This is a genomic window from Streptomyces sp. 11x1 (assembly GCF_032598905.1).
In the GTDB taxonomy this organism is placed as follows: Bacteria; Actinomycetota; Actinomycetes; order Streptomycetales; family Streptomycetaceae; genus Streptomyces.
This window is the reverse complement of record NZ_CP122458.1, coordinates 5,913,662-5,930,458: the sequence shown is the minus strand read 5'-3', so window position 1 is coordinate 5,930,458 and position 16,797 is coordinate 5,913,662. Positions and strand designations below refer to the sequence as shown.

The window sequence follows — 16,797 nt, the reverse complement described above, 5'->3', positions numbered from 1 at the left end:
ACTCGTCGAGGGCCTCCGTCACCGTGACCCTCGTCGTCCCCTCGCGGCGAATCGCTGAACACAAGCGTGATCAAACGGACATGGCGCGTCAACACCGTCGGGGGCCCAGCCGCGTGGAACCGGCGTCGCGGCGGTGCGTACGGGAGCACGTCCCGGCGCACGGATCGGCTGCCGCCGGGGACCGAACAACGCCGTGCGCTCACGCGCAGGCGCGTGCGACGCACATGTGGGTGACCGAGTGCGCCTGCCGACTCGGGGGTGCGCCTCACCGCGCGACCGCAGGCGGTATGTGGCTGATCGCGCAGTTCCCCGCGCCCCCTAGGCAGGGGCTTCGCCCCTGCCCCTCACCCCGGCCTACACCACCTCGTAAGCCAACTCCTCGTACGCCAACCCCTCGCGCACCGCCAGGCTCTCCCGGGCCACCGCCGCCACACCCGTGACCGCACCGCGCGCCGGATAGACCGCGGGAGTCACCACGCCGCCAGCGCTTCCGAGGCCCGACGCGCCCACACCGCTCGCCGCCCCCGAAGCCCCCGGCACCACCCGGTCCAGTTCGCACCAGATCCGTTTGCCGACGCCCTCGTGGCTCCAGCCCCAGCGGTCCGCGAGGACGTCGACGAGGGCGAGGCCACGCCCGCCCGTCTCGTCCCCGTCGGCGCACCGCGGGGCCGGCGGACACGCGCTGCCGTCGACGACCTCCAGGCGGACCTTGCCGATCACGCCGTCACGGAGACCGGACAGCAGCAGCCGCAGCAGCGCCGGACGCCCGGTGTGCACGACCGCGTTGGTGACCAGCTCGGAGACGAGGAGGATCAGCGTCTCGGCGAGCGGCTCGTCGTCCCCTATACCGGACCCGGAGAGCCGTGCACGGGCCCATCTCCGCGCACGACCCACCTCTGCGGGGTCGGGCCGGATCTCCAGCTGCACTTGAAGCACCTGCACCGCTCACACCATCCGAACCGGCGGACACATCGCCGCACGCCCCTCTGGGGCCACGATCGTGGTCATCTGCTGCCTGGCCGACGCCACCGCCGTCGACACCATCGGCACCGGGATCACGGAACGTGATCCCGGTGCAGGACAGCATGGTTGACGTACAGTCACCCCAACAAGCGCTTCGGGCATATTCCAGCGCGAAGGAGTACGCATACGGCATACTGTGCGACGCTCATCGCGGGGAGTCGAACAGACCGGGGCGTCGAGACTCCGGCCCACTTCACGAGCGCCGGGCACCGCTGGATCCGGGGCCGCCACAGGGGCAACACCGACTCGGCTCGACCTCGGAACCACTCGCATCCACCAGAAGGTACCGGAGCGGAACTCCGACTCCAGGCCGTGACAAGTCACGCCTAGGACACAACACGATATCAACGCTCGGTAATTCCGGTATGCCACGATCCGCGACATTCGACCGGGCGACTGCCACGCATTTCCCTTCCCGCCCTGGTCAGCAGCCTCAACTCGCGTCGATCAGCAGATCCCCCGCCAACATCTCCTCACTCTCAGTGATCGATCCGCCACGTTCCACCCGCACCCACGCACGCTTCAGACACAGGTGTACGTCGGCCTCCCAGGTGAACCCCGAACCGCCGTGGACCTGAAGGGAGTCGCGGGCTCCGCGCACCGCCGCCTCGTCGGCCAGCAGCCTGGCCGCCGCGATGTCGACGGGGTCCAGGGTCACGGCCGCCGCGTACACCGCCACCCGCGCGACCTCCACCCGGACCAGCAGTTCGGCGCAGAGGTGCTTGACCGCCTGGAAGGCGCCGACCGGTCGCCCGAACTGCTCCCGGGTCCGGGCGTGTTGCACGGCGGCCTCGCAGGCCCGCACGGCGGTGCCCAACTGCTCCGCGGCGGTGAGCAGTACGAACAGATCATCAGGACGGACGGCGGAACGGCCCCCCGGTACCCGGTGCAACGGCGTCAACGGATCCACCGATCGCAGCGGTACGGCCCCGGCCGCGTCCCCGGTCACCACATCGGCCTCGTCCAGCCACTCCACCAGACCGCCACCCCCGACAGCGGTCACCACGGTCTCCCCCGTCGCCGCGCCCGGCACCACGCCCGCCGCGAGATGGGTGGCCACGAGCGGCCCGGGCAACAGTGCGCGCCCCGCCTCCTCGAACACCAACACGGCCTCCGGCACCCCGAGGCCGACCCCGCCCTCGTCCTCGGCCAGCCGCAAGGAGAACAACCCCACCTCCCCCAACTCCCGCCACAGCCACCGGTCCAGCGCCCCACTCCCATCGACGGCGCCCCGCAACTCCTCCGCCCCGAAGCGCCGAGCCAACACCTCCCGGAAGCCGCTCTTCAACACCCTCTGATCCTCGGTCAGTCGAAACCGCACAAGCCCACAGCCCCTCTTCACCACCGAACACACCCGCTTCTCAGGGGCGCGGGGAACCGCGCGAGAAGCCCCACCGGAGCCGCACCCGCCAACGCCCCAGGCACCCCCACCCCCTGAGGCGCCCCCGTCCCCCCTCACCCCTTCGGCAACCCCAAGATCCGCTCCCCCACGATGTTCCGCTGAACCTCCGATGTCCCCGCCGCGATCGTGTACGACAGCGAACTCAGCCGGTCGACAACCCACTCACACCCCAGATCGAGCGCACCCGCTCCCAACACCTCCGCAGCCACCTCGTACAACTCCTGCCGAGCCCGCGAATACCGCAGCTTGAACACCGAGCCCCCCACCCCCGGCACCCCGCCGGAGGCCTCCCCCTCGCTGACGTTCCACTGCGTGAGCCGCCACAGCGCCCGGAACTCCGCGTGCAACCGCCCGAGCCGCCGCCGCACCCCGGCGTCGTCCCAGACCCCGTTCGCCCGCGCCTGTCTCGCGACCTCCCCCAACACCCGTCGGCAGGCCACGACTTCACCCACGAACGCCGTGCCCCGCTCGAACGACAGCGTCACCATGGTCACCCGCCACCCGTCGTTCTCGTCTCCCACCCGGTTGGCGACCGGCACCCGCACCTCGTCGAGGAACACCTCGGCGAACTCCGTGGAACCGGCGAGCGTGCGCAGCGGCCGTACGGTCACGCCGGGCGCGTCCATCGGCATCGCCAGCCAGGAGATGCCCCGGTGCTTCGGCGCCTGCCCGTCCGTCCGCACCAGCAGCTCGCACCAGTCGGCGACCTCCGCGTGCGAGGTCCAGATCTTGGACCCGCTGACGACGTACTCGTCCCCCTCCCTGCGCGCACGCGTCCGGAGCGCCGCGAGGTCGGACCCGGCGTCCGGTTCGCTGAACCCCTGGCACCACACCTCCTCGCCCCGCAGGATCGGCGGCAGCCAGCGCGCCCGCTGTTCGGCGGTGCCCTCGGCGGCGATGGTGGGGCCGGCGTGCAGCAGCCCGACGAACCCCGCGCCCACGTACGGGGCACCCGCCTTCTCGGTCTCCTCCAGGAAGATCAGCCGGGTGGTCGGCGAGGCGTCCCAGTGGACGTCGGCGTACCCGGCGTCGTACAGCGTCCGCTGCCAGCCGAGGTCGTAGGCGCGCCGTCCCGGCCAGTCGTCGGGCGACGGCTTCGGCGGCAGCGCGGGGAGCGTTTTCGCCAGCCACTCCCGCAGCCGCGCCCGGAACGCCTCCTCCTCCGGGCTGTACGCGAGATCCATCGCCCGGAGCCCTACTTGCCGAGGCCGCGGTCGCGGTCGCGGTCGCGGTCGCGGTCGCGGTCGCGGTCGCGGTCGCGGTCGCGGTCGCGGTCGAAGTCCAGACCGAGCATGCGGATCGCGTTCCCCCGCATCAGCTTGTAGATCGTCTCGTCGTCGAGGCCCTTCACATGGTCGAGGGCGACCTCCTTGGTGTGCGGGAAGGTCGAGTCGACGTGCGGGTAGTCGGTCTCGAAGGTCGCGTTGTCCCGGCCCACGACGTCCAGCGAGGCGACCCCGTGCTTGTCGCGGAAGAAGCAGCAGAACATCTGCCGGTAGTAGTACGTCGACGGCGGTTCGGGGATCAGGTCGCGCACCCCGCCCCAGGCGCGGTGCTCCTCCCAGACGTCGTCGGCGCGTTCCAGGGCGTACGGGATCCAGCCCATCTGCCCCTCGCTGTAGGCGAGTTTGAGGGTCGGGAACTTCACCAGGACGCCGCTGAAGAGGAAGTCCATCATCGACGCCATCGCGTTGTTGAAGGAGAGCGAGGCCTGCACGGCGGGGGGCGCGTCAGGGGAGGCGGCCGGCATCTGGGAGCTGGAGCCGATGTGCATGTTGACGACCGTGCCGGTCTCCTGGCAGGCCGCGAAGAAGGGGTCCCAGTAGCCGGAGTGGATGGAGGGCAGGCCGAGGTAGGTGGGGATCTCGGAGAAGGTGACGGCCCGGACGCCCCGGGCGGCGTTCCGCTCGATCTCCTCGACCGCGAGGTCGATGTCCCACAGGGGGATGAGGCAGAGCGGGATCAGCCGGCCGCCGCTGTCGCCGCACCACTCCTCGACCATCCAGTCGTTGTAGGCGCGGACGCAGGCCAGGGCGACCTCCTTGTCGTGCGCCTCGGCGAAGGTCTGGCCGCAGAAGCGGGGGAAGGTCGGGAAGCAGAGCGAGCCCTCGACGTGGTTGAGGTCCATGTCCGCCAGCCGCGCCTTCGGGTCCCAGCAGCCGCGCCGCATCTCCGCACGGGTGATCCCCTCCAGCGTCATCTCGTCCCGGTCGAACCCGACGGCCGCGATGTTCCGTTTGTACGGGAACTTGAGGTCCTCGTAGATCCACCAGTCGGTCGGCGGTCCGTCCGGGTCCATCGTGATCTGGTACTTGCCCCCGATGTACGCGAGCTCGCCGATCCCGGCGGTGAGGGGCTTCGGGCCCCGGTCGCGGTACTTCTCCGGCAGCCAGGTCTCGAAGAGGTGCGCGGGCTCGATCACATGGTCGTCGACGCTGATGATGCGGGGCAGTTCGGTCATGGGTCCCCTCCAGCGAGGCATTTCTGACGGACCGTCAGCTAGGTCCTCTCCAGCAGGCTAGTGGCGCACCTCTGGACCGACAAGGCGCCCGGCCCTACGCTCTGCCCACGATCTGACACATCGTCAGTTGAATGCGGCAGGGGGCCTCCGTGACCGATGCGACCGATGTGACCGATGCAACCGGCGCGACCGAGACCGCCCACGTGCTCAGTGGGTCCGGCACCCTCTGGGAGCTCCTCGACCGCCGCGCCGACCTCACCCCCGACCGGCCCGTCCTCCTCCAGGACGACCGCGTCCTGACCTTCGGCGAACTGCGGTCCGGCGCCGAGCGGGTGGCGGCCGGGCTGTACGACCGGGGCGTACGCCCCGGCACCGTCGTCGCCTGGCAGCTGCCCACCCGCATGGAGACGGTCCTGCTCTCCTTCGCCCTGGCCCGCGTCGGCGCCATCCAGTCACCGGTCATCCCCTTCTACCGCGACCGCGAGGTCGGCTTCGCGCTCCGGGAGTCCCGGGCGGAGTTCTTCGCGGTCCCGGGCGAGTGGCGGGGCTTCGACCACACGGAGATGGCCCGACGGCTGGAGGCGCGCGGAATCTTCGAGGCGTACGACCGCCTCCCGGACGGCGACCCCACGACACTGCCCGCCCCACCAGCCGACGGCACCTCCGTCGGCTGGATCTACTGGACCTCGGGCACCACCTCCGACCCCAAGGGCGTCCTGCACACGGACCGTTCACTGATCGCGGGCGGCTCCTGCCTCGCCCACGCCCTGCGGCTCGGCGCGGACGACGTGGGCTCGATCGCCTTCCCGTACGCGCACATAGGCGGCCCCGACTACATGGTGATGCTCCTGCTGTACGGCTTCCCGGCCGTGCTGTTCGAGCACTTCGCGCTGCCGGCCGCGCTGGAGGCGTACCGCAAGCACGGGGTGACGGTGGCGGGCGGGTCGACGGCGTTCTACTCGATGTTCCTGACCGAACAGCGCAAGCAGCCGGGCGAACCGCTGATCCCCTCCCTGCGACTGCTCGCGGGCGGCGGGGCCCCCAAGCCGCCCGAGCTCTACCACGCCGTCGTACGGGAGATGGGCGTACAGCTCACCCACGGGTACGGCATGACCGAGGTGCCGATGATCACGATGGGGGCGCCGGACGACTCGGCGGAGAACCTGGCGACGACGGAGGGGCGGCCGCCGGAGGGGATGGAGATCCGGATCGCGCCGGACGGGGAGGTGCGGCTGCGCGGGGAAGCCGTCTGCCAGGGGTATGTGGACCCGGCGCAGTCGGCGGCGGCCTTCGACGCGGACGGGTTCTTCGTCACCGGTGACCTCGGGCATCTCACCGACAGCGGCCATCTGGTGCTGACCGGACGCCTCAAGGACGTCATCATCCGCAAGGGCGAGAACATCTCGGCGAAGGAGATCGAGGACCTGCTGCACCGGCATCCGGCCGTCCAGGACGTGGCGGTGATCGGGCTGCCGGACCCGGAGCGCGGGGAACGGGTGTGCGCGGTCGTCGAACAGCCGCCGGGAGCCGACGCGCTGACGCTGCCGGACGTCACCGACTGGCTGCGCGCGGAAGGGCTGTCCGTCCACAAACTGCCGGAGCAACTGGAGGTGGTGGACGCCCTCCCGCGCAACGAGACCCTGCGGAAGGTGCTCAAGTACAAGCTGCGCGAACGCTATTCATGACCGGGACGGCAACGCTCGCCACTCCCGGCCGCCCGCCTACTCCGGCACGGTGAAGAAGCGGGCGAACGCGTCGACGACCTCCACCTCGTCCACCTTCCCGTCGGCGTCGGTGTCGAGGGTGGCGGCGGCCGCGGCGGCGACCTCCGCGGGGGCGCCGAGGGCCTTGAGAACCCGGGCGGTCTCCTCGACCGTGGCCTTGCCGTCCCCGTCGGCGTCCGCGACGGCGAGGGCCGCGTGCAGGAAGGGGCGGGCGATCTCGGCGAAACGGTCGGGGTTGTCGCGCAGCCGCTTGACCGCGCCGTTCACGAACTCGTCCCGGGTGATGCGCTGGTCGCCGTCCCGGTCCGCTATACCGGCCATGCCCTGCCAGAAGGCCTCGGCGCCGCCGTACAGGGCCTGGCCCTTGTCCGAACGGGCGGTGGTGCCGAACTCGTTGAGAACCGCCTTGCTCGCCGCGCTGAAGTCCTCGCGGTCGATCCAGCCGTTGCCGTCCTGGTCGAAGGTGGCGAACCGGGCGGCGATCCTGCGCTCGTACTCGCTGCTGACCATGTCTCCTCGGGCCCGCCTTACGTCAAGTGGGGTGCTTCTCGGACGGAGCGTACGACGTCAGCGGCCCGGGCGGAGCGGGAAAGCGGCGCTTGTACCAAGACTGCGGGAATTCCGGGACAACTGTGTGGCCGCCGGGACACCCCAAGTGGGACATATCACACGTACGTACTGCTCATGGGAGGGGTGCGGCGTCAGGCCGACAGGGGGTCGGCCCGGTCGTCCGCGTCCGGCGCGACCGCCGAGGGGACGTCCGGATGGACGTCGAAGAGACGGCGTACGCCGAGGGCGGCGAGGACGCGGTTGACGTGCGCCCCCTCCGCCGGGCCGCCGCCCGCGTGCCCGTCGGCGGGGAGGATCAGCCGGAGCCGCCCCCGGCAGGAGCGCATCAGACGGCGGGTGGCGACCAGTACGCCCACGCCGCTGGAGTCGCAGAAGACGACGGCGGAAAGGTCGAGGACGAGACTTCGGCGACCGTCGGCCACCGCCTCGTGCACCCGCTGGCGGAGCACGGGCGAGGTGACGAGGTCCATCTCCCCGGACACATGCAGCACGGCCCAGTCCCCCTGCCCGTCCTGCTCGCCGTCGGTCACTTCGAACGCCACCGCGATGCCTCTCAGTCGCCGAACCGGAAGCCACTGCACCGCTTCCTGCTGCGCGGCTGCCCCGCCGTCGTTCCATGAAACACCGGGGGCCCGGCGAAAGCGCGGGGTAAGCGAGCCAATTCCAGGCCCTTTTCGGTGCGTTTTCCATCGAGTACGGTCACATGTGATCGAAGTTCGATCACGAATGGCTTCAGAACCGATCCGATCCGGACCCGGACGGGCCTCGCCCGGTTGGATTCGTGCAGATCAGGCACCTCACATGGTCGTACAGGCATACGAAAGGCGGGCGGACGCCCACGTGGGCGGTGTGGAAACGGCTTACCCGTGAGGCGCATACCACCTCCGGCCTCGCGAGGGGCGCGCATTGCCACAAAGGGGCGTGCGCGGTCAGCGGTGCCGACTACATTCGGGACGGCGGTGCGCACAGGCTGGAATCGGGCCGGAAGCGGACTGCCGCGGACCGGAGGTCGGTTCGGGGGTCCGCCGACGGCCGAGCGGCGGCCGACCGGACGGTCATGCAGGAACGGCGCAGGTGAGAGCAGGGTGAGGGGCTGTATGGCGACGACGGACGCACCGCCCCGCTGGGACCGCAGGATGCAGCAGCGGCTGGCGCGGGGCGAGGCGGCGGCGCTCGGTGAGCTGTACGACCGGTTCGCATCCCTCGTGCACGGGCTGGCCCACCGTGTCCTCGGCGACGAGCGGGGCGCCGACGGCATCACCCGCGAGGTGTTCCTGCAGCTCTGGGAGAACCCCGAGGCGTACGACCCCAAGCAGGGACCGCTGCGGTCCTGGGTGGCGGCACTGACCCACCGTCTGGCGGTGCAGCGGCTGCGGGCCGACGAGACCGCCGCGCTCGCCCGGGGCGGCGAGGGCACGGCGGAGGACCTGGAGCGCAAGGTCCACCAGGCGTCGGTGGCGGCCCGCGCGGACTACATCGTGCAGGCCATGCCCGCCCCGCTGCGGGCCGCGCTGGAGCTGGCCTATTTCCAGCGCCGTGACTACCGCCAGACCGCCACCGACCTGGGCGTCACCGAGGACGAGGCCCGACGCCGCCTCCGCCTCGGCCTCCAGCTCCTCTCCACCGCCCACGACACCCGCCCCTCCGGCACCCCACCCGAACCCGGGCCCCTCACATGACCACCACGCCGAGCCCACACGGACCGCCCGAGCCGGAGAACGGGGAAACCCCCACCCCGGCCCGCCCGATCGGGCCCACCGCCCCGACCGCACGACACCCCTCCGCCCAGGAAAGCGGTCCGTCCGTCCACACCACCGGGCGCACCGGCCCCGACGAGCGGGACGAGGGCGGATTCGAGGAGGGGCCCGGAAACGGGCTTGGCAAGGGTCCCGGGGCCGACGCCCACGAGCCGACCGTGGCGAGCGGCATGGGCGGACCGAGCGGGTCGGACGGACCGAGTGAACCGAGCGGACCTGGGGAGCCGGGCGAGTTCCACGAGGCGCGCGGCTCAGGCGAGCCGGACGGGCCGGACAGGACAGACGGCTCAGGCAGGCCGAGTGGAGCAGCCGGACCGAGTCGGCCGGGCGAACCGGGCCGGCCGAGCCGACCTGGCGGTACGAGCCGACCTGGCGGTACGAGCGGACCGGGCGGGCCCGGGGTGCCGGGCGGGCCCGGGGTGCCGGGCGGGCCCGGGGTGCCGGGCGGGCCCGGGGTGCCGGGCGGGCCCGGGGTGCCGGGCGAGCCGCGTGGGCCTCAGGGTGGCGGTGGTGAGCCGGTGGGGCCGCCCCGCATACCGCTGCCGCGCACCTCCGTGGAGGACACCGGAATGCCTCTGCCCGACGCCATGCCGAGCCCCACCGCGGAGACGTCCCCTCTGCCCGACGCCACCCCAGGCCCCACCCCGGAGACGCCACCACACCCCGACACCACCCCGAACCCCACCCCGGCGGCGCCCCCGTCGGCTTCCCCCCTCCCCGGTTCTTCCGGGTGCCCCCGCCCTCCCCTCGCGCTGGAGCACCGGGTGCTGAAGGCGTTGCTCGGGGCCTGGGCCCTCGCGGTGTGCTCCGCGGAGGAGGCGCTGGCGGTGGAGGAGCATCTCGGGGTGTGCGGAGGGTGTGCGGACGAGGCCCGGCGGCTGCGGGAGGCCGTGGGGCTGCTGCACCCTCCGGAGAGCCTCGACCTCGACCCGGCCCTGCGCACCCAGGTACTGGACGCCTGCCTGGGCCGCCGCCCACCCCGTATCCCCGTCCCCCGCTGGGCCGCCCCGTACGACGCGGAGACGGCCCGGCTGGACGCCCTGCTCCAGGACATCGGCGCCGCCGACTGGCACGCCCCTGTCCGGCTGCGCTGGTTCGAGGGCGAAGGCCCGGTGAACCGTCGTACGACCGTCGCCGGGGTCATCGCCCACCTGCTCACCGTCGACGGGCTCGTCGCCACGGCCCTCGGCATGGAGGACCCCCTCGCCCCGCTCGCCCCGCCCGACGGGCTCGAACCGGGCCCCGACAAGCCCGTTGTCGCCCTCTCCCCGGCCGCCCGCACCGAGGCGTACTGGAAGGCGTCCCACTTCCCGCCCACCCGCGCCCTGCGCGCCCCCTGGCGGCAACAGAGCCACGACATCGTCCGCACCACCTCGTTCACGAACGGCGACGACCCCGACGGCTCCGGCACCCCCGGCAGCCCAGGCCGCCTGACCGTCCCGTACGGCGGCTTCGAGCTTCCCCTCCAGGACGCGATGATCGATCGGGCGTTCGAGTGCTGGATTCACGCGGAGGACATCGCGGAGGCCGTGGACTACCCGTACGAGCCGCCCTCCGGCCGACATCTGCACGGCATGATCGACCTTGCGGCCCGCATGCTGCCGGTGTCGCTGGCCGAGCGCCGCAGGACCGGGCTCGCGTCCCCGCCCCCGCCCGGCCGTCACCTCGTACCGGCCGGCACCCCTGGCCGCAGCCTCCGCCTGGAGATCGAGGGCTCCGGCGGCGGTGAGTGGCTGATCCCCCTCGACTCCCCCGCGGCCCTCGGCTCCGCCGACCACGAAGTGGCCCACGTGGCCCTGGACGGCGTCGAGTTCTGCCGGCTCGCCGCCGGGCACGTACCTCCGGAGGAGGCGGCCGCCGGACAGGGCGGCGACCGGGAGGCGATCAGGGACGTGCTCTTCGCGGCGGCGGCCCTGAGCCGTATGTAGACCCGCGGCCGGTGAACAGCCGGTGGTGCTCGGACCGGTGGTGTCAGAGCTGCCAGACCAGCAGCGCGTGCCCCTCGCGGGCCGCCGCGCCGAAGTACTCCACCAGCTGTCCGTACACGAACCGCGTCATCTTCAGGGCCTGGGCCTCGTCCCAGACGGGCGGGCACAGCCCCGCCTCGACGACATCACCCGGCTCGACGTACGCCAGGAGCCGGTCGATCGGCAGGTCGGCCAGCCCACGGGCCGCCACGCCCACCTGCTCGGCGGTCAGATAGCCGTAGTCCCCGTACACGGGGTCCGCGTAACGAATCCGCTGCTCACCCGTGGCTGACGTCCACGGGGAACCCGGCACGTCCCAGCAGCACACGGAGCAGGGGCCAGGCCATGTCGCTGGCGTAGCAGAGCGCGTCGGCGGGCCCGGGCTCGAAGTGCTCCTCGCCCTCCCGGACGTCCTCCATGAGGTTCCACGCCCAGTCGTAATCCTGCTGGACCCGCTCCAACTCCTCGGCCGTCAGGCGGAGGTACTCCCCGATGGAACCCATGTGCCCGGCCTTTAGGCGAAGACGACCGTACGGCGCCCGTTCATCAGGATGCGCCGCTCGGCGTGCCACTTGACCGCCCGCGCGAGCGCCTGGCACTCCACGTCACGCCCGACCGCGACGAGCCCCTCGGGCGTCACGCCGTGGCCCACCCGCTCGACCTCCTGCTCGATGATCGGCCCCTCGTCGAGGTCGGCGGTGACATAGTGCGCCGTCGCGCCGATCAGCTTCACCCCGCGCGTGTGCGCCTGGTGGTACGGCTTCGCGCCCTTGAAACTCGGCAGGAAGGAGTGGTGGATGTTGATGATGCGTCCGCTGAGCTGCTTGCAGAGGTCGTCGGAGAGGACCTGCATGTAGCGGGCCAGCACGACCAGCTCGACGTTCTCCTCGCGCACGATCTCCAGCAGCCGCGCCTCCGCGTCCGCCTTGGTCTCCTTGGTCACCGGGATGTGGTGGAAGGGGATGTCGTACGACCCCACCAGCTCGGCGAAGTCGGTGTGGTTGGAGACGACGGCCGCCACCTCCACCGGCAGGGCGCCCGTGCTCGCCCGGAAGAGCAGGTCGTTCAGGCAGTGCCCGAACCTGCTGACCATCAGGACGATCCGCATCTTCTCGTCGGCCAGGTTGATCTGCCAGTCCATCTGGAAGGAGTCACCGATCGCGGCGAAGCTGGCCCGCAGCTTGTCCACGTTCACCGGGGCGTCCGCCGAGAAGTGCACGCGCATGAAGAACAGACCCGTGTCGTGGTCGCCGAACTGCTGACTGTCCTCGATGTTCCCGCCGGTCATGAAGAGGTAGCTCGACACGGCGTGCACGATGCCCGGCTTGTCGGGGCAGGCGAGGGTGAGGACGTACTGGTCGGCGGGCGCCGCGGCTCGGGTGGACTGCTCGTTCATGCCCGACAGAGTCCCATATGGCGTACCCCTGTCGGCAACCGTCCCGAGGGCCGGACCGCGGGCCCGAAGGCCGGACGGATGGCCCGACGGCCGGACGGCTCCCCTACGCCGCCCTGGTCATGATCCGCAGCACTTCGAGCGTGCGCGGCGGTGTGTCCGGGTCCTCGCCGTCGCTCATCGAGAGCCGTACGTGGGCCTCGCGGGCGGCACGGACGGCCTCGGGCCAGGCCTCGTGGTCGAGGTACGCGGAGACGGGCGCGTCCGGACCCACCTGGTGCATGATCCGCAGCACGCGCAGCACGGCGGTGTCGACGAGGGCCGCCTCCTGGGCGTCACGGAAGATCGTGCCGACGTACTTCTCGGCGGACCAGTTGTCCAGCCAGGTGTCCTCGACCAGCCGGTACACGGCGTCGGTGACGTCCCCGTACCCGTCGGCACCGGCCAGCCAGACGTTCTGCTGGAACGCGGGGTCGGAGAGCATGTGCAGCGCGGAGCGCACATTGCTGCGCCAGCGCCACCACGGCATGTCATTCAGTGGCATGCCGCCCATGGTGAACGAGCGACGCCCACGACGGGAAGGGGTCTCCGGGCCTTGGACGGTCATCGGTCACGCATTCCTCTCTGCAACCACTCGAAAATACGATCGTAGCTCCTCGCAATTCACCTCCCGGTCACCCCGCGTTGACCATCCGTCACGCCCGGGTTGGTGGTGTGGCGGAATCGTGCGGAGCCATGACTGGCTTCCAGGCACGACGGACACCACAGACCCCAGGCCCTCCCCCAAGCCTCGCCAAACGCCTGGTCAGAGTCACCACGCTGGCGGCGTGTGCCTCACTCGTCGCCGGGTGCGGGGTCATCCCTGGTACCACGGGGGGTACCGGGGACGGCCCCGTCACCGTCATGACCTGGGCCCCGGAGAAGACCGCCGCCACCAACAAGCCCGGCATGCCCGCGATGGCCAAGGCGTACGCCCGCTGGGTCAACGCCAAGGGCGGCATCAACGGCCGCGAGCTGCGGATCCTGACCTGCAACGACCGGAACGAGACGGTGACGGCCGCGAAGTGCGCCCGCCGTGCCGCCGACGAGGACGTCGTCGCGGTCGTCGGATCGTACAGTCAGCACGGCCGTTCCTTCCTCCCTCCGCTGGAGTCGGCGGGCATCCCGTACATCGGCGGCTACGGCGTCACCGACGCCGAGTTCGCCAGCGCCCTGTCGTACCCGGTCAACGGCGGACAGGCCGCCCTGATGGCCGGTCTCGGCGAGCAGCTCGCCGAGGACTGCGGCCCGGTCGCCCTCGTCCGCCCCGACTCCATAGCCGGCGACCAGCTGCCGCTGCTGCTGGACTCGGGGCTGCGGTCCGGGGGCCACGGCGGGTCGGAGGACCAGCTGGCCGCGGAGGACGCGACCGAGTACGGGGGGCACGCCCGGGAGGCGCTGCGGCGGGCCAGTACCGAGCCGGGCCGGGAGGGGTGCGTGGTCCCCGCCCTGGGTGACCGCACGTTCACCTTCATGGACTCCTTCCGCCGCGACCGCGCGGACTTCCCGGACGTCCGTACGGGGACGGTCCTGGGCAGCGTCGACCAGACGGTGATCGACGCGACCGGGGGGAAGTCGGGGCCGTACGAGGGGGCGTACGTCACCGGCTGGTACCCGGTGGAGAGCGACAAGCGGTGGGACCGGATGAAGGAGGTGATCCGGGAGCACGCGTTCGGCGACAACCGGATCGATCCCGCGGACCCGGGGGTGCAGACCACGTGGATCGCCTACACCGTGCTGACGGCCGCCCTCCAGAAGATCGGTGACGGAGAGGTGACCGCGTATGCGATCCGGCGTGTCCTCGACGACGGTCTGAAAGTCAGCACCGGCGGCCTGACCCCACCGCTCAGCTGGCGCTTCGAGGACCTCATCGCCTCCGCCGGCTTCCCCCGCCTCATCAACCCCGAGGTCACCTTCCAGATGGTCCGCAAGGGCCAACTGATCGCGGCCCGAAGGGACTTCGTGAATGTGGAGAAAACCTTGGTGGAAGCAGAAAACTGACCGCCCCGCCGGAGCCCCGGGCCCGAGGCACGACAGACGAGGGGCCCCGGGTGCGACGGGCGGGGGCCCGGGTGCGACCGGCGGGGGCCCCGGATGCGACCGGCGAGAGGCCCCGGATGCGGCCGTCGAAGGGCCCAGGTGCGGCTGACGAGGGGCCCCGCACCGGCCAGCGCAGGGCCCCGGGTGGACTGCCGGGGGCCCGGACGCAGTCGGCAAACGACCCCGGGGGTGTGACGGGCAGGGCCCCGGATGCAGCCAGCGAAAGGCCCAGGTGCGGCTGACGAGGGGCCCCGCACCGGCCAGCGCAGGGCCCCGGGTGGGCTGGCGAGGGGCCCCGGATGCGGTCGGCGAAGGGCCCGGTATGTGACGGGCGAAGGGCCCCCGGGTGACCGGCGAAAGGCCCCGGGCTCGGTCGGCGAAAGGCCCCGGGCGCGGCCGCGACGACCATGGGGTGCGGCCGGCCAAGGGCCCCGGGCGCGGTCGGCGAAAGGCCCCAGGGCAGGGTTCCTACAGCTGGACCGCTTGGCGTTCGGTCAAGGTGTAGGTCTTGGCGATCTTGTTCCAGAGTTCGGCGGCCTTGGTCTTCTCGGCGCTGGCCGTGGTGCTGGCCTGGTTGCCGGCCTGGGTCTGGCCGGTGGTGCGGGCCTGCCCCTTCCTGCAGCCCTTCTTCTTGGCGGTCTGGTCCGCCCACGCGGCGTAGTGGTTGTCCGCGGAGGCGGACGCCTTCCAGGCGTTGGTCAGCGAGGTGGTCAGGGCCTCGTGGTCCGGCAGCCGGTCGACGGAGAGCTCGCCGAGCCGGGTGACCAGGTCGGTGCGCTGCTTCGCCGCGTCCCGCAGGTCCGTGGCGGCCTGGCCCAGGTTGGAGCAGGTCTTGATGTTCGCGACTGCCTTGATCACGCTGCTCCGGCTGTCGCCGCTGTCCGCCAGCAGCTTGTCGAGCGCGACCGCCTGCTCCCGCGCCGGATCCGCCGACGCGGACGCCGACTCCTCGGGCGTCCCGGACGCCGACACCGGCTTGTTGTCGCTCGGCTGCGACTCGTCCCCCGACCCGGCCATCAACGCGCCCGCCCCGATCCCGAGCACCGCGATCCCCACACCGACGAGCGCGATCAACGGCACTCGCGATCTCGTACGACCGCCCCCACCGCCCCCGCTCTCGCGTCTCTGGGAGGCCCGCCCGGCATGACCACCGTGGCCCCCGTGGCCTCCGTGACCACCGGGTCCGCCATGGCCGCCCGGACCCCGCGGCGGCTGCGGGGAGGCATGACCGGGGTCGATCTTCGGCAACTGCTGAGTGGACCCGGGAGTACCACCGGCCCCCGGCTCGTTCCGGAAGAGGCTGTCGAACACGTCCGGCTGCTGCTGACCCTGCTGCGCGCCCGGCGCACCGTACGACCGGGGGCGCGGCTGCGGCTGCGCGGCCACCGGCGGTATGTACTGCGTCGCCGCCTCGTCCGGATGCCCGGCGCCGTTGTCCGGTACCCGCCCGAGATACGTCATGGCGTCCCCCGACGTCTCCGGCGGCAGCGCGCCCGGCCCGACCGGCGGCAGGAACTGCGTGGCGGCCTCGGCGGCGGGCGCCTGCGTGACCACCGGCGGTATGAACTGCGTCGCCGCCTCGTCCCCCGGCATGGCCCCGGCCCCCGGCACGAACGGGATGTACTGGGTCGCCCCCTCGTCCACGGGCGGCAGCGGCGCGCTCTGCTGCGGCTGCTGCTGCGGTGCCTGGAGCGACGCCCCGGCGAACGGCACGGCCACCTCTCCCGCGACCGGCGGCAACGGCGCACCCGTCCCCGTCCCGCCGTACCCCGCGCCCCCGTAGGCCGCCCCTGGCGCCCCCTCGGGAGGCAGTGGCATCTCACTCTGGGTGCCGTAGCCCTGAGCGGCGGCCGGGCCGCTGTGGGCCCCGTACGTCTGATCGGCCGCGTCACCCTGGGGCCCGTACGCCCCCTGCGCGCCCTGCGCGCCGTACCCGGCGTGTCCATCCGCCGTGCCGTACGCGCCCTGCGCCCCGTGCGCTCCCCACTCCGGCGCGGGGGGCGCACTGTTCCAGTGGTCGGCCTGCGGCTGGGCGGAGGGCGCCGGGGTCTCCTCGGAGCCCCACTGCCGCTGCTGGTCCCACGGCTGAACCGGGGCCGGCGGCAGCGGGGCCGGCGGCAGATCTCTCGGGTGGAGCGGCGCCCCACCGTCCGAGGGCAGCACGATGCCTTCGCGCGCGGTCCGCGCCGAGGGCTCCTCGCCCTGTCCACTCTGCGTCACCGAGACTCCTACGAATGGGGGACTTGTGGAATCGTCGACTCACGCTACCGGGTCCGAACCACACCCCACGCACCACCCGCGCCCGAGCGGACGGCTCCGCCGCCCTGGCGAGGGGCGAAGCCCCTCCAAGGCGCGCGGGGAACTGCGCGACCAGCCCCCACCGGACCCGCGGCCGCGAAACAACGGAAGCCCCCTGTTCGG

The 16,797-nt window shown here is 72.2% G+C and carries 15 protein-coding genes; 4 read left to right on the top strand and 11 right to left on the bottom strand.

The features are described from left to right. Nucleotides 1-354: 354 nt before the first annotated feature. From P8T65_RS26155 to P8T65_RS26140, 4 genes are all read right to left on the bottom strand, one after another. Nucleotides 355-942, bottom strand: a complete 588-nt coding sequence (locus tag P8T65_RS26155; protein WP_399100239.1) for an ATP-binding protein — start codon at nucleotides 940-942, stop codon at nucleotides 355-357. A 514-nt stretch (nucleotides 943-1,456) separates the two neighbouring features. Further along, nucleotides 1,457-2,344 carry an acyl-CoA dehydrogenase family protein gene (locus tag P8T65_RS26150; protein WP_316727678.1) on the bottom strand — a complete coding sequence of 296 codons (888 nt, stop codon included), beginning with the start codon at nucleotides 2,342-2,344 and terminating at the stop codon, nucleotides 1,457-1,459. Nucleotides 2,345-2,478: 134 nt separating this feature from the next. Next, the gene (locus P8T65_RS26145; RefSeq protein ID WP_316727677.1) at nucleotides 2,479-3,609 is read right to left on the bottom strand and encodes an acyl-CoA dehydrogenase family protein; all 1,131 of its coding nucleotides are present in this window, start codon (nucleotides 3,607-3,609) and stop codon (nucleotides 2,479-2,481) included. A gap of 11 nt (nucleotides 3,610-3,620) precedes the next feature. Next, the gene (locus tag P8T65_RS26140) at nucleotides 3,621-4,886 is read right to left on the bottom strand and encodes an amidohydrolase family protein (RefSeq protein ID WP_316727676.1); all 1,266 of its coding nucleotides are present in this window, start codon (nucleotides 4,884-4,886) and stop codon (nucleotides 3,621-3,623) included. Between the two features lie 149 nt (nucleotides 4,887-5,035). Between P8T65_RS26140 and P8T65_RS26135 the strand changes: the two genes are divergently transcribed. Next, complete coding sequence (locus P8T65_RS26135) at nucleotides 5,036-6,571, top strand: AMP-binding protein (protein WP_316727675.1); 1,536 nt, start codon at nucleotides 5,036-5,038, stop codon at nucleotides 6,569-6,571. Between the two features lie 36 nt (nucleotides 6,572-6,607). Here the strand turns inward: P8T65_RS26135 and P8T65_RS26130 are convergent, their stop codons facing one another. Continuing rightward, a complete protein-coding gene (locus P8T65_RS26130; RefSeq protein WP_184892689.1) occupies nucleotides 6,608-7,120 on the bottom strand; it encodes an EF-hand domain-containing protein in 513 nt (170 codons plus the stop codon). Nucleotides 7,121-7,311: 191 nt separating this feature from the next. Then, a complete protein-coding gene (locus P8T65_RS26125) occupies nucleotides 7,312-7,728 on the bottom strand; it encodes an STAS domain-containing protein (protein ID WP_316731722.1) in 417 nt (138 codons plus the stop codon). Between the two features lie 549 nt (nucleotides 7,729-8,277). Between P8T65_RS26125 and P8T65_RS26120 the strand changes: the two genes are divergently transcribed. Further along, nucleotides 8,278-8,859 (top strand): sigma-70 family RNA polymerase sigma factor, encoded by a 582-nt coding sequence (locus tag P8T65_RS26120; protein WP_316727674.1) that lies wholly within the window; start codon nucleotides 8,278-8,280, stop codon nucleotides 8,857-8,859. A 497-nt stretch (nucleotides 8,860-9,356) separates the two neighbouring features. Beyond that, entirely contained in the window at nucleotides 9,357-10,865 is a 1,509-nt protein-coding gene (locus P8T65_RS26115; RefSeq protein WP_399100232.1) for a zf-HC2 domain-containing protein, read from the top strand. A 43-nt stretch (nucleotides 10,866-10,908) separates the two neighbouring features. Here the strand turns inward: P8T65_RS26115 and P8T65_RS26110 are convergent, their stop codons facing one another. From P8T65_RS26110 to P8T65_RS26095, 4 genes are all read right to left on the bottom strand, one after another. Further along, a complete protein-coding gene (locus P8T65_RS26110) occupies nucleotides 10,909-11,157 on the bottom strand; it encodes a DUF1877 family protein (RefSeq protein WP_316727673.1) in 249 nt (82 codons plus the stop codon). Nucleotides 11,158-11,182: 25 nt separating this feature from the next. Next, on the bottom strand, nucleotides 11,183-11,407 hold the full coding sequence (locus P8T65_RS26105; protein ID WP_316727672.1) for a DUF1877 family protein: 225 nt from the start codon (nucleotides 11,405-11,407) through the stop codon (nucleotides 11,183-11,185). 11 nt (nucleotides 11,408-11,418) lie between these two features. After that, on the bottom strand, nucleotides 11,419-12,300 hold the full coding sequence (purU, locus tag P8T65_RS26100; RefSeq protein WP_316727671.1) for a formyltetrahydrofolate deformylase: 882 nt from the start codon (nucleotides 12,298-12,300) through the stop codon (nucleotides 11,419-11,421). A 103-nt stretch (nucleotides 12,301-12,403) separates the two neighbouring features. Next, entirely contained in the window at nucleotides 12,404-12,904 is a 501-nt protein-coding gene (locus P8T65_RS26095) for an SCO4402 family protein (RefSeq protein ID WP_215456258.1), read from the bottom strand. A 128-nt stretch (nucleotides 12,905-13,032) separates the two neighbouring features. On the opposite strand from P8T65_RS26095, the gene P8T65_RS26090 reads away from it, so the two are divergent. Then, the gene (locus tag P8T65_RS26090) at nucleotides 13,033-14,337 is read left to right on the top strand and encodes an ABC transporter substrate-binding protein (protein ID WP_316727670.1); all 1,305 of its coding nucleotides are present in this window, start codon (nucleotides 13,033-13,035) and stop codon (nucleotides 14,335-14,337) included. 507 nt (nucleotides 14,338-14,844) lie between these two features. On the opposite strand, the gene P8T65_RS26085 is transcribed toward P8T65_RS26090, so the two are convergent. Further along, nucleotides 14,845-16,596, bottom strand: a complete 1,752-nt coding sequence (locus tag P8T65_RS26085; protein ID WP_316727669.1) for a hypothetical protein — start codon at nucleotides 16,594-16,596, stop codon at nucleotides 14,845-14,847. Between the last annotated feature and the right edge of the window lie 201 nt (nucleotides 16,597-16,797).